Source organism: Pseudomonas sp. L13 (assembly GCF_009935965.1).
Classification (GTDB): Bacteria; Pseudomonadota; Gammaproteobacteria; order Pseudomonadales; family Pseudomonadaceae; genus Aquipseudomonas; species Aquipseudomonas lactis.
The window spans coordinates 38,628-59,715 of sequence record NZ_QODJ01000035.1 but is presented as its reverse complement, the minus strand read 5'-3'; the positions used below and the strand labels follow the sequence as shown (position 1 = coordinate 59,715).

General features: G+C 59.2%; 18 protein-coding genes and 1 pseudogene. 14 read left to right on the top strand and 5 right to left on the bottom strand.

The features are described from left to right. Positions 1-294: 294 nt before the first annotated feature. Positions 295-603, bottom strand: coding sequence for a DUF6124 family protein (locus DK871_RS17980; RefSeq protein ID WP_034134265.1), 309 nt, complete (start codon positions 601-603; stop codon positions 295-297). A 459-nt stretch (positions 604-1,062) separates the two neighbouring features. On the opposite strand from DK871_RS17980, the gene DK871_RS17975 reads away from it, so the two are divergent. Genes DK871_RS17975 through DK871_RS17965 form a run of 3 tightly spaced genes read left to right on the top strand, consistent with a single transcriptional unit; the run spans position 1,063 to position 3,818 of the window. After that, the gene (locus tag DK871_RS17975) at positions 1,063-2,010 is read left to right on the top strand and encodes a TauD/TfdA family dioxygenase (RefSeq protein WP_161906119.1); all 948 of its coding nucleotides are present in this window, start codon (positions 1,063-1,065) and stop codon (positions 2,008-2,010) included. 51 nt (positions 2,011-2,061) lie between these two features. After that, positions 2,062-2,910 carry an EamA family transporter gene (locus DK871_RS17970; protein ID WP_161906117.1) on the top strand — a complete coding sequence of 283 codons (849 nt, stop codon included), beginning with the start codon at positions 2,062-2,064 and terminating at the stop codon, positions 2,908-2,910. Next, complete coding sequence (locus DK871_RS17965; RefSeq protein ID WP_161906115.1) at positions 2,910-3,818, top strand: LysR substrate-binding domain-containing protein; 909 nt, start codon at positions 2,910-2,912, stop codon at positions 3,816-3,818. The genes DK871_RS17970 and DK871_RS17965 overlap by 1 nt, the downstream gene beginning before the upstream one ends. A 56-nt stretch (positions 3,819-3,874) precedes the next feature. Here the strand turns inward: DK871_RS17965 and DK871_RS17960 are convergent, their stop codons facing one another. From DK871_RS17960 to DK871_RS17950, 3 genes are all read right to left on the bottom strand, one after another. After that, complete coding sequence (locus DK871_RS17960; RefSeq protein WP_161906113.1) at positions 3,875-5,392, bottom strand: glycosyltransferase family 39 protein; 1,518 nt, start codon at positions 5,390-5,392, stop codon at positions 3,875-3,877. 28 nt (positions 5,393-5,420) lie between these two features. Next, positions 5,421-7,076 (bottom strand): lipid IV(A) 4-amino-4-deoxy-L-arabinosyltransferase, encoded by a 1,656-nt coding sequence (gene arnT / locus DK871_RS17955; RefSeq protein ID WP_161906111.1) that lies wholly within the window; start codon positions 7,074-7,076, stop codon positions 5,421-5,423. Between the two features lie 181 nt (positions 7,077-7,257). Further along, a complete protein-coding gene (locus tag DK871_RS17950; RefSeq protein ID WP_161906110.1) occupies positions 7,258-7,938 on the bottom strand; it encodes a histidine phosphatase family protein in 681 nt (226 codons plus the stop codon). A 275-nt stretch (positions 7,939-8,213) separates the two neighbouring features. Between DK871_RS17950 and DK871_RS17945 the strand changes: the two genes are divergently transcribed. The 8 genes and pseudogenes from DK871_RS17945 to DK871_RS17910 all read left to right on the top strand — a co-directional run bounded on the left by DK871_RS17945 (position 8,214) and on the right by DK871_RS17910 (position 16,555). Then, positions 8,214-8,882: an ABC transporter ATP-binding protein gene (locus DK871_RS17945; protein ID WP_098950901.1), complete on the top strand. Its 669-nt coding sequence runs from the start codon at positions 8,214-8,216 to the stop codon at positions 8,880-8,882. A 1-nt stretch (position 8,883) separates the two neighbouring features. After that, positions 8,884-11,346, top strand: coding sequence for an FtsX-like permease family protein (locus DK871_RS17940; RefSeq protein WP_161906108.1), 2,463 nt, complete (start codon positions 8,884-8,886; stop codon positions 11,344-11,346). Then, entirely contained in the window at positions 11,336-12,400 is a 1,065-nt protein-coding gene (locus DK871_RS17935; protein WP_161906106.1) for a lipocalin-like domain-containing protein, read from the top strand. The genes DK871_RS17940 and DK871_RS17935 overlap by 11 nt, the downstream gene beginning before the upstream one ends. A 139-nt stretch (positions 12,401-12,539) precedes the next feature. Further along, on the top strand, positions 12,540-13,532 hold the full coding sequence (locus DK871_RS17930) for a hypothetical protein (RefSeq protein ID WP_161906104.1): 993 nt from the start codon (positions 12,540-12,542) through the stop codon (positions 13,530-13,532). Positions 13,533-13,534: 2 nt separating this feature from the next. Continuing rightward, positions 13,535-13,891 (top strand): hypothetical protein, encoded by a 357-nt coding sequence (locus tag DK871_RS17925; protein ID WP_047711231.1) that lies wholly within the window; start codon positions 13,535-13,537, stop codon positions 13,889-13,891. 9 nt (positions 13,892-13,900) lie between these two features. Then, positions 13,901-14,500: pseudogene (locus DK871_RS17920) on the top strand (hypothetical protein); the annotation flags it as partial. Between the two features lie 2 nt (positions 14,501-14,502). Beyond that, positions 14,503-14,883: a hypothetical protein gene (locus DK871_RS17915; protein WP_161906103.1), complete on the top strand. Its 381-nt coding sequence runs from the start codon at positions 14,503-14,505 to the stop codon at positions 14,881-14,883. A 160-nt stretch (positions 14,884-15,043) separates the two neighbouring features. After that, complete coding sequence (locus DK871_RS17910; RefSeq protein WP_161906101.1) at positions 15,044-16,555, top strand: hypothetical protein; 1,512 nt, start codon at positions 15,044-15,046, stop codon at positions 16,553-16,555. Between the two features lie 99 nt (positions 16,556-16,654). On the opposite strand, the gene DK871_RS17905 is transcribed toward DK871_RS17910, so the two are convergent. Next, entirely contained in the window at positions 16,655-17,332 is a 678-nt protein-coding gene (locus DK871_RS17905) for a sterol desaturase family protein (RefSeq protein ID WP_161906099.1), read from the bottom strand. 292 nt (positions 17,333-17,624) lie between these two features. On the opposite strand from DK871_RS17905, the gene DK871_RS17900 reads away from it, so the two are divergent. The 3 genes from DK871_RS17900 (at position 17,625) to DK871_RS17890 (ending at position 21,078) form a co-directional block, all read left to right on the top strand. Continuing rightward, a complete protein-coding gene (locus DK871_RS17900) occupies positions 17,625-18,548 on the top strand; it encodes a substrate-binding domain-containing protein (RefSeq protein WP_032896420.1) in 924 nt (307 codons plus the stop codon). 63 nt (positions 18,549-18,611) lie between these two features. After that, complete coding sequence (locus DK871_RS17895) at positions 18,612-20,120, top strand: sugar ABC transporter ATP-binding protein (protein WP_161906098.1); 1,509 nt, start codon at positions 18,612-18,614, stop codon at positions 20,118-20,120. Beyond that, a complete protein-coding gene (locus DK871_RS17890; protein WP_161906096.1) occupies positions 20,086-21,078 on the top strand; it encodes an ABC transporter permease in 993 nt (330 codons plus the stop codon). The genes DK871_RS17895 and DK871_RS17890 overlap by 35 nt, the downstream gene beginning before the upstream one ends. Positions 21,079-21,088: the final 10 nt, after the last annotated feature.

The window sequence follows — 21,088 nt, the reverse complement described above, 5'->3', positions numbered from 1 at the left end:
GCGTGGTTTGACGGGGCGCCTAAGATCAAAAGCAGATCAAGATCAAGAGCGACTCGCTTCGCATCGTGGTTACCGTCCGCCGTTACAGCCCACAAAGTTGTGTAGATACCTATGCTGCGATGGCATCGACTCGGTTCGCCTGAACTACCGAGGTATTTGCATTTACCACTGTAGGAGCGAGCTTGCTCGCGAAAAACCTCAACGATAACGCGTGCCTCCTGAATAAACGCCGTGCCTATAAGTTTTTCGCGAGCAAGCTCGCTCCTACAAAATGGGGCCAAGCCCGCTTTTATTTTAAGTTGTTGGCTTCAAAGGCTTCACGCACTCAATAGAGCGATCCACCGTCGTCTTGGCAATCTCCAACAAATGCCACACCGCCAGAATCTTCGCCCGCCCCGGGCTATCCAGCAACTCGCCACAGTCGAGCGCCGTTGCCGAAGCGCTGTCGAGCAAGCTGGCGGTGTAGAGCAAGGCATCTTCAAAACTCAGGTCGTCGTTGACGTTGTGGAACCCCTGGCTGGGCAGGTAGTGGTCGATGGCGCGGTTGAACGCGGCACGGTCTTTTGCAGGATCGAGGGGTGGATCGGGTAGGACTTTATTCATTGTGTAACTCCACATGGTTTGGAGCTGACACCCTTCGCGACTAAACGAATGGGTGGCGGCTGTACGCAGGTTAGTCGACCGGCCACATGGCAAACCGGCGCGCCCAAAGGCGCCCATACGCACAGCCACCATGAAACATCATGGAACCATGCGCCATATGAAACCCGAGCGACTAAACCCGATCACTGATGAGCAGTGATGGACCGCAGACTAGCCACCGATTCCAACCGGCACAAGGCGGCGGGGATTGTCTCGGAAACGTCCTGCAATTTAAAGGGACACGGCTTGCTGGCCCTTTACAAACCATGACGAAATGCCAGCCAGGTCTACCTGATTTTTTCTGTATGAAAGGTCTGTCATTACGGGAGTTAACGGCTAAGCTGATGAGGTTTCGCTTTCTCGAACATGGTTAAGGTCAGTTAAATGACTGCTCTTAACTAATCACCGTAAGGGATTGCGATGAGCATAGATGTCAGCCGTTTTCGTCAAGAACCCGCTAAGGCCAGGCTTTCTACAGCCGCATTTGATGAATTGCTAGGCGTAACTAATGTGGTTATATCGAGTAATCAAGGTAGTCGATTCGATACAGCGCCCGTACATCTTAATCCGCTTCACGTGCCCAACCTAAACGCGGAATTGAATAACATTCGAAGCATGATTGATCATGGAGGTCATGTATTAATCTTGGATGGTTTCAAGGTCGATAACCTTGCAAGCTTTAAATGGCTGGTTTGGACATTCGGCTCTTTGCTTGGAGTGCCGATGGTACAGAACCATCTCGACCATAAGGTGATTGAAGTGTACGACCGGGGAGGTAAAAGTATTGAAGAGGGGGCGAGATATCATCAGACCCGCCAGGGTGCTTACGTTCACAACGATGGCGTGAGTGACCCGCTACCTATTGACTACTTGATCTTGGCATGTGGACAGAAAGCGCTGCTGGGTGGTGAAAGCATCTTGATAGATGCAAGTGCGGTGTACGCTGAGTTGATGGCGTTTCCGGAAATGCTGGAAGAGCTAAAGTGTGATTTCTTTTTTGAAAATCGCGGAATGGCGGAAGAAGAAAAGTTATTCAAGGCGCCAATTTTGAGTTTCTCTGATGAAGGGGTTCCTCTGATTAGGTACTTTCGCGTGTATATTGAATCGGCTCACCTTAAGGCCGGTGTTCCATTGACGGACGCGCAAAATAAGGCGTTGGATTTCCTGGATGCGGTGCTTGACCAGTCGTCGGTTCAACAGCGAGTGCTGCTTGAGTCCGGACAACTGCTCATTTCTGCCGATAATAAGTTCCTGCATACCCGCACGCACTTTATAGACAGGCATCTTCCATGTGCACAGGTCAATGATGCCGAGCGTCTGAAAGATCTCAACCGCTACCTGCTACGGATGTGGTTGCGCAAGCCATGAGAACTTGATGCGTATCGAACATCCTCCCATACCCAGCCAAAGTTGAGCCCCATGGACAACTCCGATATCGCCATCACCCTCGTGTTGATCTCAGCCTTCATGCACGCCACTTGGAATGCCGTCGTACGCGCCGGTAGCAGCCGGTTCATGACCTTGGCAATGGTCGATGGCACCGCATTGCTGATCTGCCTGGCCGCTCTACCTTCGGTCCACGTGCCGAGTCTGGAGGTGTGGGGGTATGTGCTGGTCTCGGTGGTGCTTAATACGATCTATCGGCTGTTTCTGATCAAGGCTTACGAGACCGGGGAGTTCGGCCAGGTTTACCCGATAATGCGTGGCGTACCTCCGGTATTGGTGGCGTTGTTTTCCTACTTTTTGCTGCATGAGCAATTGTCATTCCAGGCAATGGCGGGTGTGCTGATGATTTGTGTGGGGATTATCAGCCTGACGTTTGTGCGCAGGATGACGGCGTACCTGTTCAAGCCGATCTTGATGGCGGTGTGCGCTGGAGCGTTCATTGCGTCTTATACGGTGGTGGATGCCAAAGGCGTGAGAGCCAGTGAGACGGTGTTGCAATACATCATTTACCTGACGGTATTTCAGAGTATTCCGATCCCGCTGCTGGCGTTTTTCAAGGAGCGCTCGGCACTGAAACTGGCTATCCGCAGCCACTGGCGAGTGGGTATGCTGGGCGGGGTGTTTTACCTGGCGTCCTACGGCCTGGTGCTGTTTGCACTGTCGCTGGATGCGGTCGCCAAGGTATCTGCCCTGCGGGAAACCAGTGTTATTATCGGCGCCATTATTGCCGCGCTGTTCTTTCATGAGCGGTTTGGCTGGCGGCGAATGCTTTCGGCATTCGTCATTGTTGGCGGGATCATCCTGATCAAAGTGAGCAACTGATGGCCCAACGTCCGCCCCCCACCCCTATGCTTCAAGCCTTTGTCAGCGCCGCGCAAACCGGCAGCTTTGCGCGCGCCGCCTCCGAGTTGAACCTCACCGCCAGCGCTATCAGTCATCAAATTGCAGGTCTGGAAGAGTGGTGGGGGGTGCAGTTGTTCGAGCGGCATTCACGCGGTGTCAAACTCACGGCGGCGGCGCAGGCGCTGTTGCCGGTTGCTGAAGGTTTTTTCAAAGAGCTGGAGGCTGTGCTGCAGTCGCTTAACCCTGGTAAATCTCAGCCGCTGTACCTCTCTTGTACGTCCTCGCTGTGTTCAACCTGGCTGATCCCCAGGATGCATGGTTCTCATGCACAAGCCTCGTTCAATCTGGATCTGGTGTTGACCAGCGCTGATATGAACAGCGCCAGCTTGAGTGCTCATCAATACGACGTCGCGGTGGTAATGGGGTACGGCGACTACCCAGACCACCATGTCGAGCTGCTGATGCGCGATGCGGTATTTCCTGTGTGCTCGCCAGCTTTTCAGCAATTACACGGCGATATTGACTGGGCGGATATCGCCCAATACCCGTTGATCCATCGTGTGGATGATCAGGTGTGCCCGGGGTGGGAGAGCTGGTTTGCGTTCCAAGGGCTGCCAGCACCGCCGTATCACCATGGCCCACGCTTTCCCGATTCCAGTTTGGCGATCAGCCTGGCGGTGAAAGGCGGGGGCGTTGCCTTGGGCAGGACCGCTCTGGTAGACGACGCTTTGAAGGCGGGCGACTTGGTTGCATTGAATGCTCCGGTGATGATGTCGCCCACTGCTTATTACATTATCTGCCGGAGTGGACGTCAGACTGAGCCGAATATCGCCAGGTTGTTTGAATGGCTCAAGGCACAGGCTGATGAATTTATGCCTAAGGTTTAACTGCTGCCCGATTGTCCCAACTCGCCAGCCTACGCAAGCCGAGTTGCCGCTCCGCCTCAGCGCATCCCCGGAACAAACGCCACACTCCCACCCTCACGCGCCTTGAACAACCGCTCCCCATTATCCGGCTGGGTCGTCACCACCTGATGATCCGCCCCCAGAAACGCCAACGGCGTCGGCTCGTCCTTGGAATACTGCGCGACGATTATCGTGCGTTGCGGATCAAAGCCCTGGCCAGTGGTTTTTTCCAGCCAGGCCATGAACGCGGCGCTGTTGCCCTGGCGCGGGAAGTCCTGGGCTTCGCTGACGTAGTAGAAGGGCTTGCCGTGGTTTTGCAGGTACATGGGCAACTTGTTGTCGACCTCTACCAGCACCAGTTGCCATTGGTTCCAGGGCGCGCTTTTTTCTGCCTGGGCTTGCAGGTCGGTGGCGAAGCGGGTGACGCCGCCGTTGCTGTTGGTCCAGGGGTAGATCACGCCCAGCACCAGCAAGAGCAGGCCTGCGCTGAGGCCGAAGCCTGTTTGCCAGCGCGGCCAGCTCGAAGGTTTTTTGTGCAGGCGCTCACTCAGCCACCAGGCGCCGAGCAGTTGGGCAAAGGGCACCAGCGGCAACACGTAGTAGCTGCGGCGGCTGCCGCTGGCGGTGAAGAATATAAACAACAGGCCCAGGCCCCACACCAGCCAGCGTACGTTGGGCGGCGCCTTGCGCCAGTTGCGCACGGCCAGCCACAGGCCGAGTAACCAGCAGGGGGCCCAGGGCAGGGTGTAGGCCGGCAGGTAGATCAGGTAGGTGTAGATCGGCCCCATATGGTCGAAGGGGTCGAAGAAGCGCACCACGTTTTCGCGGAACACCAGCTCCAGGCCGCTCTCGCCGTAAGTGGGGGCGCCGTAGCGGTGGGACAGCACAAAGGGGATCGCATACACGATGCCTGCGATGAGCAAGGCCAGCACCAGGCGCAGGTTGAGGTGGCGTTTGTAGCGGTGTTCGCTGAGCAAGTGTGGCAACAGCACCAGGCCCGGCAGCACCACACCGATCAAACCCTTGAACAGTGAGGTGGCGGCCAGCAACAGGAAAAACACCGTGTAGCGCCCCAGCCGCGTGTCATCCGGCCCGCGCCAATACCACCACACCGCTGCCAGCACGCCGCACACAGTGAGTACATCGGCGGTGGCCACGCGGGCCCAGAACAGGAAGTAGAAGGTGGTGGCGAGCATCCACCCGGCGATCAGCCCGGTGCCTTTGCGAAACAGGCGTTCTCCGATCAGGTATACCAGCCAGATGCTCAACCACGCGGCAATCACCGATGACAGGCGCAGCGACCACGGGCCGAGGCCGCCCAGCAGGTGGGCAAACCCGGTGATCAGCCAGTAGGAGGGCAGGGGCTTGTCGTAATACGGCGTGCCTTTGAGGTACGGGTCGAAATAGTCACCGCTTTGCAGCATCTGCAAGGCAATATTCGCCCAGCGCGTTTCCGGCCCCCACAGGTCACGGCTGCCCAGGCCCAGCAAGAGCAGCAAGGCTGAGGTGCCCAGCAGTAACACCAGGGCGCCGCGTTCGGTTTTCCAGAAGCTCATGGGATGTTCCCTGTGGCAGGCGCCGCATTCAAGGTTGTTGGGGGTAAATCGTCAGCACCAGGTCGCCCTTGCGATAACGTTTGCCGCCGGGAGGCAATTGCCCTTCTTCGCGGTGTTCGCTGGTGCTCTTGACCTGCATCAGCACGCCGACCGAACCCTGCTGGCGTGCCTCGGCCAACCAGGCCTGGACGCTGTCCGGCGTGACCTTGCGCTGTGCCGCGTCTTCGTAGTTCAAGCCATAGCGCAGCTCGCCCTGGGTGTTATAAAACGCTACGTCGGGCCGGCGCAGGCGCCAGGTCAAGGCCGATGCCAGGCCCAGGTCATTGCTCAGCAAAGCACGGGTAGGTTGCAGTTCGTCCAGATGTTCCAGCACGAATTGGTCGGGCATCTCGTTATCTTCGATCGGGGCCGGCATGCCCGCCGGCAGCAGTGCCACCAGCAAGCCAATGCCGAGGGCGGGCATCGCCCATAACGTCAGCGGGCGCACCGCTTGCAGCAGGTTGGCGAGGATCCAGCCCAGCAGCACGATAAACGTCAGCGACAGGTTGAACATCTCTGCGTGGCTATTGGCGTACAGCGTGCGGGTGATTTGCAGGTAAATCAGCGCCACCATGGCCGTCAGGCCAAGGACGAAATTGAGCGCGCCGTTGATGACCAACGGGCGCGCCTTGCCTTGCTTGATCAGGTCGACCAAGCCGTGGCCCATTAACAAGGCCAGGGGCAACAGGCATGGCATGATGTAGGTCGGCAACTTGCCTTTGCTCAGGCTGAAAAAGCCCAGGGGCAGCAGCAACCACAGGGCAAGATAGGCAATCGCCGGCTGACGTTTTTCCTGCCAGGTCTTGAGCAGGGTGCCGGGTAGCAAGGCGGCCCACGGCAGGCACGCCACCACCATGATCGGCAGGAAGAACCACAGCGGCCGCGCATGCTGTGCGTTGTCGGCGGCAAAGCGGCGGATGTGCTCATGCCAGAAAAAGAAGCGCCAGAAGTCCGGTTCCTGCACGTGGATCGCCCATACCCAGGGCAGGCAGACCAGCACCGCCACCAGAATCGCCACAGGGCCGTAACGCAACAACTCGCCGACGCGGCGTTGCCAGATCAGGTAAGGCACGGCGATCAATACTGGCAGCAGCCACGCCAGGAACCCCTTGGTCATGAACCCCATGGCGCAAGCCACGCCCAACATCGCCCAGGCACCCAGGCGTTCCCGTGGAGTGCGGCAGTCCAGGGCAAACCACAACGCCACCAGGCTCAGGTTCACCCACAGGGTGAATTGCGGGTCGAGGTTGGCATACCCGGCTTGCCCGGCCACCAGGCCAAAACTCATGTAGAGCAAGGCGCAGGCAAAGCTCTTGCGCGGGTCGCTCCATAAGCGACGGGCGAGCAAGTAGGCCAGCACCACGCTCAAGCCGGTGCTCAGCACCGAAGCAATGCGCACGCCGAACAGGTTTTCACCGAACACCGCCTGGCCGAGGGCGATGAGCCAGTAGCCGGCGGCGGGCTTCTCGAAATAACGCACGCCCATGAAGTGCGGTGCCACCCAGTTGCCGCTCATCAGCATTTCCTGGCTGACCTGGGCGTAGCGGGTTTCATCTGGCGTCCATAAACCGTGAAAGCCCAGGGGCAACAAGATGAACACGGCAACGCCCAGCAATAGCCAGGCCAAAGGGTTTACGCGGGGCATGTGCACATCGCTCCATAACGTTCAAATACGGGCAATGGCGGTATTAACTTAATAGGGCGAAGCATCGTAAGGATCACTAAGTAGTTGTAGGAAAACATAACTAACAGGCGCGACTAAACATGCCAGAACGGTGCTGTCGTTTTGCTGAACGCGTGACGGCTCAATATGTAAATAAGTGTAATTAAAGTTGTTTGAGTGCGGCGGTCCATTCTTCGCTGTTCATGGTGCCCATGGCCTTGAAGGTGCCGTTGGGCAGCACCTTGACGAACAGCGCGCTGCCGTACTCGGCAGCGGCTGCGTGAGGGAAGCCCAGGCTGGTCTGGAAGTCGCTCATGCAGGCACTGTGGGTGATCAGCATCAGGTTGCGCCCTGGCTGTTTGTGGCCGAGGATTTCATCACCCATGGCGTCGCCGCAGATGGCCAGCGGGCCGGGGGACAGCTCGGTCTTGCCGAACATGAACAGTGACGTCTGGGCGGTTCGCGTGGTGGGGCTGCTGAGCACGTCGGTCAGGGCCATGCCCAGTGAATCAAAGGCTTTGCCCAGTTCGACGGCGCGTTCAGTACCGTTGATGGTCAGGCCATCGGCGGGGCCGAAGCAGGGGTTGGCCGAGCGGTCGCAGCGCTCTTCATGGCGCACCAGCACCACTAACTCGCCCTCGCGCCAGCTGGCGAGCACCCCGGAGGTGAGCAGGCGATTGCCCACGCCCAGGTCCAGCGGCGAGCTGGGCCACATTAAAAAGCCCGCCAACAGCAAGGCGGTAACGCTGATGCCAAGCAAGTGCAGGCGGTATTTTCTCAGGCGTTTTAACCTAGACCTTTTAGGTTGGCGGTTGGCCAGGATCATGTCTGCCACGCGGTTCACCCTCGGCACTGTTTATTGTGTTTATAAAACGGCTGCATGATGGGGCAGTTGCCCTTAGTGAGGCAGGAGACTGTCACAGCACTGCTGTCTTTTTGCTGAACACTTGCATGTTAAGAGTGTCACTTGGATTAACTAATAAAGTTGTGGGTTACCACGAGTTGGCGGGCACTTTAAAGTGCGGTGGATGGGCAGACGGTGAAATCCATGTGAAAAATTTGCGTGGGCAGGAGCATCAGCCGTTATTCTCATTGCTGGTCCTTCAGATGAGCGTTCTTATGTTGCAGGTGCAAGGTGTTGTAAAAAACTACGCGACCCCGCAAGGCCCGCTGGCCGTCCTGGCCGGCGTCGACCTGCACCTGGGCGAGCGCAGCAGCCTGGCGCTGATGGGTGAGTCGGGCAGCGGCAAAAGCACCTTGCTGCACTTGGTGGCCGGGCTGGATCGAGTGGACGGCGGCAGTATCCGCATCGGCGAGCAGCGCCTGGACCAACTCAACGAAGGGCAACTGGCTCATTGGCGCCGTACGCAAATCGGCCTGGTCTTCCAACAGTTCAACCTGATCGGCAGCTTGCGCGTGGAAGACAACCTGGCGTTCCAGGCGCGGCTGGCGGGGCGTTTTGACCCGCACTGGCAAGCGCAATTGGTGGAGCGCCTGGGGCTGGGTGACTTGCTGCGGCGTTATCCCGAGCAACTCTCCGGTGGCCAGCAGCAACGGGTTGCCGTCGGGCGGGCGCTGGCCTCGCGACCGGGTTTGTTGTTGGCCGACGAGCCCACCGGCAACCTCGACGAAGCCACCAGCGATGAAGTGCTGCAACTGTTGTTGGACCTGCTGCGGGACAGCCCCACCAGCCTGCTGATGGTCACCCACAGCCCCCGCCTGGCCGCACGGCTTGACCGGCAGGTGGTGCTGCACCGTGGCCGTGTCGTGTCGATGGACGCTCGCTGAGATGACGCTGTTTTACTGGACGCTGCGCGCGTTGCTGAGCCACTGGCGGCGTCATCCGGTGCAATTTTTCAGCGTGCTCACCGGCCTGTGGCTGGCCACCGCGCTACTGACCGGCGTGCAGGCCCTCAACAGCCAGGCGCGGGACAGCTACGCCCGCGCCAGCCAATTGATCGGCGGCGAACCCCAAGCCAGCCTGATTGCACCGGATGCCGCCAGTTTCCCCCAGGCACTGTTTGCCGAGTTGCGCCGCGCGGGTTGGCCGGTCTCCCCGGTGGTGCAGGGGCGGGTGGTGCTTCAGGGCCACGAGCAGCAGCGCCTGCAATTGATGGGCATTGACCCGGTGTCGTTGCCCGGCAGTGGCAGCGTGGCGGGGCAACGCTTGAGCCAGGCGCAGATGCTAGCGTTTTTCGAGCCGCCGGGGCGTACCTGGGTCGCTGCGCAAACGTTAGAGGCACTGGGATTGCAGGCGGGCGAGCAGCCGCTGACGTCCACCGGGCAACGCCTGCCACCGTTGCAAGTCCAGGCCGATATGGCCCCCGGCCTGCTGTTGACTGATATCAGTTTTGCCCAACCCCTGCTCAACATGCCCGGGCGCCTTTCGCGCTTACTGGTGGACAACACCTTTGCCGCCCGTCACCCCACGCCACCCGCTGCGTTACAACTCAAGCAGGGCGAGGACAACAACTTGTCACGCCTCACCGAAAGCTTTCACCTGAACCTGGATGCGGTGGGTTTTTTATCCTTTGTGGTGGGGCTGTTTATCGTGCATGCGGCCATCGGCCTGGCTCTGGAGCAGCGCCGTGGCCTGCTGCGAACTTTGCGTGCCTGCGGGGTCAGTGCACGCCTGTTGATCCTGAGCCTGGGTATTGAATTGGGGTGTTTGGCGCTGTTGAGCGGTGTGCTCGGTATCGCCAGCGGTTACTTGCTGGCCAGCCTGTTACTGCCGGATGTCGCCGCCAGTTTGCGCGGCCTGTACGGCGCCGAAGTCGCCGGCCAATTGAACTTGAGCCCCTGGTGGTGGCTCGCTGGTTTGGGCGTGAGCCTGCTCGGCGCACTGCTCGCCGGGGCCAGCAGCCTGTGGCGCGCGGCGCGTTTGCCGTTACTGGCGCTGGCCAACGCCCAGGCTTGGCATCAAGCCCATGGGCGCTGGTTGCGGCGCCAGGGCTGGGTGGCATCCGCCGCCTTGCTGATCGCATTGCTGGCACTGTGGCTGGGCGATAGCCTGGCCGCCGGGTTTGCGCTGATGGCGGCCTTATTGTTGGGCGCGGCGTTGGCGTTACCGGTGCTGCTCAACGGGTTATTGAAAGCGGTGCTGGGGCGCAGTCGCTCGGTGCTGGGCCAGTGGTTCCTGGCCGATTGCCGCCAACAACTGCCGGCCTTGAGCCTGGCGCTGATGGCGTTGCTGTTGGCCCTGGCGGCGAATATCGGCGCCGGTTCCATGACCTCGGGCTTTCGCCAGACCTTCACCCATTGGCTGGAGCAACGCCTCACTGCCGAGCTGTACCTCAACCCGCAAAATCCGCAGCAGGCCGAGCAACTCAAAGCATGGTTGACCCGCCAGCCCCTGGTGCAGGCCGTATTGCCCGCCTGGCAGGTATCGGTGCAACTGCAAGGCTGGCCCGCGGAGGTGTTCGGCGTGGTCGACAACCCCACTTATCGTCAACACTGGCCGTTGCTGGAAGCGGCGGACGCGCCCTGGGACCGCCTGCTGCAAGACGACAGCCTGATGCTCAGCGAACAACTGGCGCGACGCCTGAAGGTGCAGCTGGGCGACACGGTTTCCATCCCCACGCCGCAGGGTACCTGGGCGCCGAAGATCGTCGGCATCTACGCCGACTACGGCAACCCCAAGGGCCATCTGCTGGTCAATGCCCAGCACCTGTTGGCGCATTGGCCGACGCTCTCACCGGCACGCTTCAACCTGCGCGTGGCGCCCGCCGACGTGCCGCCGCTGATCCGTGAAGTGCAGCATGAGTTCGCCCTGGAAGACAGCCGCATCGTCGACCAACAGCAACTCAAGGGCTGGTCCAGCCAGGTGTTCGAACGCACCTTCGCCGCCACCGCCGCGTTGAACAGCCTGACCCTTGGCGTCGCCGGGGTGGCGTTGTTCATCAGCCTGCTGACCCAGAGCCAAAGCCGCCTCGGCCAGCTCGCGCCGTTGTGGGCGCTGGGCGTGACGCGCCGACAATTGATGCTGCTCAACCTCGGCCAGACCTGGCTGCTGGCGGTGCTCACGTTGATCCTGGCGTTGCCGCTGGGGCTGTTGCTGGCGTGGTGCCTGGATGCGGTGATCAACGTGCAGGCCTTCGGCTGGCGCCTGCCGCTGCAGGTATTCCCCGGGCAGCTTGCGCAATTGCTGGGGCTGGCGATGCTTGCCACCTTGCTCGCGTCGGCCTGGCCGTTATGGCAGTTGTACCGCAGCCGCCCGGCGGATTTGTTGAGGACGTTCGCCCATGAAGATTAAGGCACTGGCGTGCATCGCCTGGTTACTGTTGAGCGGGTGCGACCAGGCGCCCCCACCCGAGGACAGTTTTGCCGGGCTGGGCAGCGATGCGGCGGACTTTGCCCAGGTGGTGCCCGGCAAAGTCTTCAGTTTTCCCGAGGACCACGGGCCCCATGACGGCTTTCGCATCGAATGGTGGTACGTCACAGCCAACCTCAAGGACACCCAGGGCAATGTCTTCGGCGTGCAATGGACGCTGTTTCGCAACGCATTGATAGCCGGCGCTGTTGAACCGGGCTGGCGCGATTCAACCGTGTGGCTCGGCCACGCCGCCGTCACCTCGGCCACCCGCCACTACGCCGCCGAACGCCTGGCCCGGGGCGGCGTCGGCCAGGCTGGGGCTCAGGCAGAGCCGTTCAACGCCTGGATCGACGACTGGACCTTCGCCACCCGCCCCGGCGCCGCCAGCCCCCTGGCAGGCATGCAACTCAAGGCCAGCGGCGCGCAATTTGCCTACGACCTGCACCTGACCTCCAGTCGCCCGCTGGTGCTGCAAGGCGACCATGGCTACAGCCGCAAATCCGACCAGGGCCAGGCGTCGTACTACTACAGCCAACCGTTTTTCACCGCCAGCGGCAGCGTCAGCCTTGACGGCCACACCTACCAGGTCAGCGGCCCAGCCTGGCTCGACCGCGAGTGGAGCAGCCAACCCCTGGCCGCCAGCCAGACCGGCTGGGACTGGTTCTCCCTGCACCTGGACCGCGGCGCGCAACTGATGCTGTTTCGCGTGCGGCAGAAAGACAGCGACGGTTACCTCACCGGCACCTGGATCGACGCTCAGGGCCACACCGAGACCTTGCACAACAGCGATATCCAACTTACACCGCTGACCACCACGGCCATCGACGGGCGCAACATTCCCACACGCTGGTCACTGAAAATTCCCGGCAAACAGCTGGATATCACCACCGAGGCCGTCAACCCGAAGGCATGGATGGACCTGGGTATTCCGTACTGGGAAGGGCCGGTGCGGTTTGAGGGTGGGGTGGGGTATTTGGAGATGACGGGGTATTAGGGCGCCTTCTGTAGGCGTTCATCTTTTGCTGTGTAGGCAACTTCCCAAACGTACTTTTTGACCCCCGCCTGCTTGTGTCCGGGCTGTAGGCGTTTGCTTATATTTCGATGCCATCTCTCTCGGTATCGGAATCCAGGACATGGCGTACGGCTACATCAATCAACAGGCTGCACCTTATCCGTTTTTGAAATCACGGCTATGGCGCGGAGGCTTGTTGCAGGGCCCAGATCATTTTGATGTGCTGAATAAACACCTGAGCCAAGGAATGGTGAGGCCGGGTGAGTTGGTGATCGTTCCAGAAATGTCCAGTGCCCATTGCTCAATCGAAGAAGCCTGGTTGATGCGCCACGCTGAAGAGATTAGTCGCCAACTGGACCAGAATGTGCCGCTCGATAGAGCAGGAAACACAAATTACGACTTGGCGCAGAGCATTCTGGGGTATGGCTCGATAGGCATCGGCAGTGCGACGTCGGCTTGGAGCCGGCACCTGCAGGCGGTTGCACAGACTTTGAAGGAAATCGAGCAACTGCATCGCCAATTGAAGGACGGTGGTTTGGACAGAGAGTCATTCATACGACAGCGTCAAAGGATGTTTGGCGTTTTGGATATGCAACTGCAAGGGGCTGCACGATTTGGCTCGGGGTTGCGTGGCAATCAGCCGCTGAAGGGAGCGCTTGGGATATCGACCAACAGCTATCTGCATCAAGGCGAAATTGTGGGGTATGCGCAGCGGGTTCAAACGATTACGCAGATGTCGAAATGGTTAAAGCAAGGAACATACCTGGGGTTGGCGTTGGATGTGGGCGTGGCGGGTTTGGAAATGAAGGAGGCGTGTGTGGTGGGAAGGGAGGCGCAATGCAACAGAGCGAAGTATGTGGAGACTGGGAGGTTGGTGGGGGGTGTGGCAGGGGCGGCTGGCGCAGGGGTAATAGGGGCTGAATTAACACGCCGGGCATGCCACATTTTCCTAGGTGTCGCCACGAGAGGATCCGGTGCTCTGACCTGCGGAATAATTGGAGGGGCGACGGCAGGGTATGTAGGCGGTAAGAAGGGCGGGGATGGCGGGGCGTTTCTCGGCGGAAAAATTGTAGAGCACAACGGTGATTTGATATTCCAGCCAGAGGGGGCTTAAGCATGGATTTTTTTGTCGCCTATACCGCTGTGATGATCATCGGGACGTTTGTGGTTTTAGGACTGATACTTTTTGTCGAACGAACAAAACTCGAGGCGTTGGAAGGTTACTTCATTGAAAACGTGCAGGTGCGTAAATATCAGCAACGCTGGGGACGAAACCAGCGGTTCGTCAGGTTTCATCGCATGTGTCTCATGATTGATATCCTCCGCGCGCCAGAACGCTCCGTCAAAGAAGGTTACATGACCGAGGCAGAGTTAGCCGTCATTCCGCCAGCGCTCAAGCGTTGGGCTGTATGGCCCTATCGGCTCGCGATGATTTGGGCGATCAGTTGGGGCTATTGGTGTACCTGGCTTTAGAGGTGCTCTCGCTTCCTGAAGGACGGTGGTTTGGACAAAGAGTCATTCATACGACAGCGTCAAAGGATGTTTGGCGTTTTGGATATGCAACTGCAAGGGGCTGCACGATTTGGCTCGGGGTTGCGTGGCAATCAACCGCTGAAGGGAGCGCTCGGGATCTCGACCAAAAGCTATCTGCATCAAGGCGAGATTGTGGGGTATGCGCAGCGAGTTCAAACGATTACGCAGATGTCGAAATGGTTAAAGCAAGGAACATATCTTGGGTTGGCGTTGGATGTAGGCGTGGCGGGTTTGGAAATCAAGGAGGCGTGCGTGGTGGGAAGGGAGGCGCAGTGTCGACGGGCGAAGTATGTGGAGACGAGGAAGTTGCTGGGTGGAGTATTTGGGGCTGCTGTTTTGGGCAAGCGTGGCGCAACTATTGCTCGCAGTGCATGCCGGATTGCATTGGGCGTTTCACTGAAAGGCAACGGTGAACTGGCTTGTGGAATTATCGGAGGGGCTGTGGGCGGGGCGACGGGAGGCGCTTTTTTTGGTGAGTTTGGTGGTTTTTTGGGGGGGAGAATATTGGAAGTCGACGGCGATCTGATATTCCAACCCGAGGGAACATAACGATGTCCCTTTTTCTTGTATATAGCATTGTGATGTTCGCTTGGGTGTTTGTCGTGTTCGTACTGATAGTGTTTGCTGAATACGCAAAGCTGGATGAACTGGAAAGTTACTTCAGTGAGAACGAGAAGGTTCTTAGGCATAAGCGTTTCAGGGAAGGATATGATCCGATCGATAGATATCATCGCATGAGCCTGATGATCGACATCCTGTCAGGGCCGAAAGCTTTTCTGAAGGCAGGCCTTGTGACCGAAGCCGAGCTGGCGTCTGTCCCCTTGACGCTTAAGCGCTGGGCCTTGTGGCCGTATCGCCTCGCGGATGTTTGTATCATCGAAATCATTGTGTGGGAGGTTTGGCGCAGGTGGTGCGATATCCCGATTCCATAAAACGAGGCCTCGCGGCTCGCTTCTTAGACCTGAATTCCAAAGCTCACATTTTTTAAAAAAATACTGTACATACATACAGTCTTGTCCTACAGTCCATCCCAGGTGACCGGATGTCACCGGTTACCTGAGCTTCAATTTTTTAACTATGGATGGATAAAAAATGAATTCGAAAAAAGCCTTCATTCTGGGCGCGGCCATGGCGGCCTCTTGCTTCGTTTCGGCCTTTGCCCTGGCCGAGCAATACCCTCATCTGGCGGCGCAAACGCCTCAAGTCAGCGTCAAGCAAGCTTTGAAAGATGCTTCGAAAATCCAAGCCAACAAGGCACCCGCTACGCTCAAACAGCGACTGCAATCGAGCGCTCACCTGAAGAAGCCCGTGTTCGCTGCCAAGTCCAAGGCGGACTCGGTGGTGGAAGACATCATTGCGCCCGCTGCGGTAGACAAAGTGCAAAAGGCCACTGGCAAGCAAGCGTCTGCCGCGCAAGCGGCTTTGGTCCAGGGTTGTGAAGTCACGCTGGACGTGAACGCGCTCTACACCATTGAGGACGTGCAGGCCGGCGCTTTGCTGTGCTATCACTTCAATTTGCCGCAAAAGGCCAGGATCAACGCCTTGCTGGTCAATCAGACGGTGGGTACCGACATGTCATTGTCACTGTTCCAGGACGATGGTCAGGGCAACCCGCTTCCCATGGGTACCTCCAATAACCCGGGCAATGGCGACGAAAGCCTAAGCGGTGTGGTGCCGGCCGGTGATTACTACTGGTTCATGGAGGCCAATGCGGCGGTTGCTGGTTCGAGCTTCCAGTTCGGTGTGGCGGTCGACACCAATGTCGACGCCTACGAGCCCAACGACACACCGGACACTGCCTTCCAACTGCCGGACACGCTGAACTACCTCAGCGGTAATGCCGACAGCCTCGACGATGTTGATTACTTCGATTTCACCGCTGTGCGTGGCCAGAGTGTGGGTATTGCGTTGGTGGCCGATGCCGCTAGCGGTAGTACCCGTGGCAAATGGATCCTTGAGCGTTTCGATGGCAGCCAGTGGGTCACCGTGGGCGCCAATGTGGTGTCGACGTCGATCCCAAGCCCAGGCGTAGGCGGTGTGGTGAAGGTGCGCGTGCGGCCCAACCAGCACCCGAATGAGCCTTGGAGCGCGACGGGTAAATACACGCTGTCCTTTGGTTCCAACCCACGTGTTAACAACCCGGATATGAAAGGCGAGGCGAATGTGTTGCGTATCCCGTATTCCGCTTCCAACGTGGGTTACGGCTATATGACCACCCAAGCCTACCGGGATCTGACCTGGACCATGGGCCTGTCGGACAGCACCGGTGCGCCTCTGGTGGGGTTGCACCCGATTGTCTACCTCGACCAGCACATCAACCCGGACACCGGAGATATCGTCTACAAGGCTTACTCGGCGGCTACCGACAGCTCGGGCCAAGCCAGCGGCACGATCAACGTGGGTACCTGCTTCGGTGATTTCCAGACGGAGTTTGTCGATTACTCCCAAGGTTACAACAATACCTGGCGTACCGACTTCAACTATGGGGTTTGGCGCATGGAGGTGCTGGAGTACCCGGGCATTGGTGTCGGCGGTGAGAACACCCAGTTCGTGAGCTTTGGCCATTTGTGCAAACAGACGTTGCTCAGCAGTACCAAGAGCTAAGTCAGTGAATGCTTAGCGCAAAGGGCATACAGGCAAAGCAGCTGTATGCCCTTTTTGCGTCAAGGCGTAACGCCATTGGTGCATTTTTCCGCCGGATGCTTATGACGACCGCTGGTTATCGTGGCTGACCGACTCGCAATACAAAGTGCCAAACAGATAGTCCATCAACGGCAGCACGATATTGAAGTTACGCCCCTGCATCAGCTCACGACGGTGATGCAGGGCATGCAGGCGGTGCATCTGGCGAATCCACGGCAGGCGCGCCACCGGGTGTTCTGCAGGTAGGTGTTCGCAGGCGTGGAACATTTCGTAGAGCAGGTAACCGAAGATCATGCAGCCTGCAAACAACCCGGCAACGTTGGGGCTCAGTTGGCTGAGCAGCCACCAGGCGGGGAGGGTGATGGCCAGGCTGTGCAGCACGATCAGCCAAGCCGGAAACAGGATGACACGCCAGTCCTTGGCGCTGTCGTAGGTCATGTGATCGGGGGTGAAGAAACTGTGATGGTCGCCGGTGTGGCGTGCATAGAACAGCCGGGCGAATGCATGTTTGTGATGGCCCAGGTGGCGGTGCACGAGGTAGATGCACAGGTTGAAGAACAATAGGGTCAGGGGCACGGTCAGCCACTGCAGGGCGGTGATATCGGCGGTGGACGACCAGGCCAGTGTGATGCAGGCGATGCCGTAGCCAAGCACGAATGCGGCGTGCAGCCAGGGGTTGTAATGCGGGTTGACGCTTGCGCGGTAACGGGCTCGGAAGGTCTCGGTTGGGTGGGGCATGGCCGGCTGCTCGTTGTGTTTTTATTTGAGACTGAGCGTAGTTGCCATCCTCTGTAGGAGCGAGCTTGCTCGCGAAAAATGTCAACGATAACGCGGGCTTCCTGAATAAACGCGGCGCCTGTGAGTTTTTCGCGAGCAAGCTCGCTCCTACAACAGGGCACGCCCGCGCCCACATTTTTGCCCGAGACCGACCAGTGGAGGCTTGCACAGGTCAGATTTACTTGTTAGCTTCTGACGAAATGTTAACGATAACATTTGCTCTAAAAATAAAAACAAAACAGAGACCCACGCCATGAAAATGCTCCCCAAAACCCTGTGTTTACTGGCTGCCAGCATTACTCTGGGCAGCGCGAGCCCTGCGTTTGCCGACGCCGCCAAGCCCATCCGCATCGGCGCCTCGTTCCAGGAAATCAACAACCCCTATTTCGTCACCATGAAAAACGCCCTGGAAGAAGCCGGCGCGACCATCGGTGCCAAGCTGATCATCACCGACGCCCGCCACGACGTGTCCAAGCAGGTCAGTGACGTTGAAGACATGCTGCAAAAAGGCATCGACATCCTGCTGATCAACCCTACTGATTCGGTCGGCGTGCAATCGGCCGTCAAGTCGGCCCATGCTGCGGGTGTCGTGGTGGTGGCGGTGGATGCCCAGGCAGATGGCCCGTTGGATTCGTTCGTGGGCTCGAAGAACTTCGACGCCGGTTTCCAGGCCTGTGAGTACCTGGCTAAAACCATCGGTGACAAAGGCAATATCGCCATCCTCGACGGCATCGCCGTGGTGCCGATCCTCGAACGTGTGCGTGGCTGCAAAGAGGCGGTGGCCAAGCACCCGGACATCAAGATTGTCAGCATCCAGAACGGCAAGCAGGAGCGTGACCAGGCCCTGACCGTCACCGAAAACATGTTGCAGGCCCAGCCCACCCTCAAAGGCATTTTCAGCGTGAATGACAATGGCTCCCTCGGCGCACTCTCGGCCATCGAAGCCAGCGGCATGGACGTGAAGCTGGTCAGCGTCGACGGTGCGCCAGAAGCGATCAAGGCGATCCAGAAACCCGGCAGCCATTTCATCGCCACCTCGGCCCAATACCCCCGCGACCAGATCCGCCTCGCCCTGGGCATCGCCCTGGCCAAGAAGTGGGGCGCCCAAGTACCGGCCAGCGTGCCGGTGGACATCACCTTGATCGACCAGGCCAAGGCCAAGGACTTCAGCTGGTAAACCCCTCAGGCCCCACGTAGCACGTGGGGCCCAGGTCCTCCTTCTGAGTGCGAGGTCGGCGGTATGAGCAATCTTCTGAAGCTGGAAAACATCTGTAAGCGTTACCCGGGGGTACAGGCCCTCAAGGCCATCAACCTGCAAGTGGAGCGCGGCGAAATCCACGCCTTGCTCGGCGAAAATGGCGCGGGCAAATCCACCCTGATGAAGATTTTGGGCGGTGTCGAGCATCAGGACGAAGGGCAGATCCTAATCGACGGGCAGGCCCGAAAATTTGCGACCTATCGGGATGCGATTGCCGCCGGCATTGGCATCGTGTTCCAGGAATTCAGCCTGATTCCCTACCTCACAGCCGTGGAAAATATCTTCCTCGGCCATGAGCTGAGCAACCGCTTCGGCCTGTTGCGCAAGCGCGACATGGCCGAGGCCGCGCAGGCGTTGTTCGAGCGCCTCGGGGTCAGCATTGACCTGTACTGCGCGGTCAAGCACCTGAGCGTGGCCGAGCAGCAGTTTGTCGAAATCGCCAAGGCCCTGGCCCTGGATGCACGCTTGCTGGTGCTCGATGAGCCGACCGCGACGCTGACCCCCAGTGAGGCCGAGTTGCTGTTTGAGATCATGCGCGAACTCAAGCGCCAGGGCGTGGCGGTGATTTTTATCTCGCACCACCTGGAAGAGATTTTCCAGGTCTGCGACCGCATCAGCGTGCTGCGTGACGGTAGCAACGCAGGCGTCACCGAAGTGGCCGACAGCGATATCGATCACCTGGTCGAGATGATGGTGGGCCGCCGGCTGGAATGCAGTTTCCCGCCCAAACCCAGCAGCGAACGCGGCCCGTTGCTGCTGGAGGTCAAGGACATCCAGTTGGTGCGCAACGGCCCCCACAACCGTTTCAATTTGCACAAGGGCGAGATCCTGGGCTTCGCCGGCCTGGTGGGTTCGGGCCGCACTGAGCTGGCCCTGGGCATGCTGGGCGCGCTGCCCACGGTGAGCAAGGATGTGTGGCTGCGCGGGGAAAAAGTCAGCCTCGACGACCCGGCCCAAGCCTTGGCCCACGGCATCGGCCTGCTGCCCGAAAGCCGCAAGAGCGAAGGGCTGATCACCGCCTTCAGCATTCGCGAAAACATCTCCCTGAACAATTTGCCCAAGTATCAGCACGCCTCGGGCCTGATCGACAAGGCCAAGGAATGCGCCAGTGTCGACGCGCTGATGCGCCAGCTGTCGATCAAGGCGCCCAGCGGCGAAAGCCTTGTGGTGAACCTCAGCGGCGGCAACCAGCAAAAAGTCGTGATCGCCCGCTGGATCAACCACCACTGCGATGTGCTGGTGTTCGACGAACCCACACGCGGCATCGATGTGGGTGCCAAGGCGCAGATCTACGCGTTGATGCGCAGCCTCACCGAACAGGGCTACGCGATCATCATGATTTCCTCCGAGTTGCCCGAAGTCATCGGCATGTGCGACCGCGTCGCCGTGTTCCACAAGGGCGCGATCGTCAAGGTACTGGAAGCGTCCGCCGTCAATCCTCAAGAGGTCATGCGCCATGCAACAGGGGGCTCAAGTGAATACGTCCATTAACACCGCCGGCACCGGCCGGTGGCGCCTGAACCTGGCGCGGCTGCTGCGCTCGCCCGCGTTTTATCCCTTTGTCGGGCTGGTGGTGGTGACCCTGGTGATGATCCTCGCCAGCGACACCTTCCTCACCGCCAGCAACCTCTCCAACATCGCCCGCCAGGTGTCGATCAACGCAATCATCGCGGTGGGCATGACCTGCGTGATTCTCACCGGTGGCATCGACTTGTCGGTGGGGCCGGTGATGGCGTTGTCCGGCACTTTGACTGCCGGGCTGATGGTCGCCGGGTTGCCACCGGGCCTGGCGATTGGCGTCGGGCTGTTGGTGGGCGTGGCCTTCGGCATTGGCAACGGGCTGTTCGTGGCGTACCTGCACATGCCGCCGATCATCGTCACCCTGGCGACCATGGGCATCGCCCGTGGTTTCGGGCTGATGTACACCGACGGCTACCCGATTTCCGGGTTGCCGGAGTGGTTCGCGTTCTTCGGTCGCGCCAGTGTGTTTGGCCTGCAGGTGCCGATCCTGATCATGCTGATCACTTACCTGGCGGCCTATGTGCTGCTGCAACACACGCGTATCGGCCGCTACATCTATGCCATCGGCGGCAATGAAGAAGCGGTGCGCTTGTCCGGCGTGCGTGCGGCGCGCTTCAAGCTACTGGTGTATGGCATCAGCGGCTTTACCGCCGCGATTGCCGGGCTGGTGCTTACCTCGCGCTTGATGAGCGGCCAGCCGAATGCCGGCGTGTCGTTCGAACTCGATGCGATTGCCGCCGTGGTACTGGGTGGCGCGTCGATTGCCGGCGGGCGCGGGGTGATCGTCGGCACCTTGCTCGGCGCCATGCTGCTGGGCGTGTTGAACAACGGTTTGAACATGCTTGGCGTGTCGCCTTACGTGCAGAGCGTGATCAAGGGCGGGATCATTTTGCTGGCGATTTTCATCAGCCGTCAGCGCCATCGTTAATACCTCACTA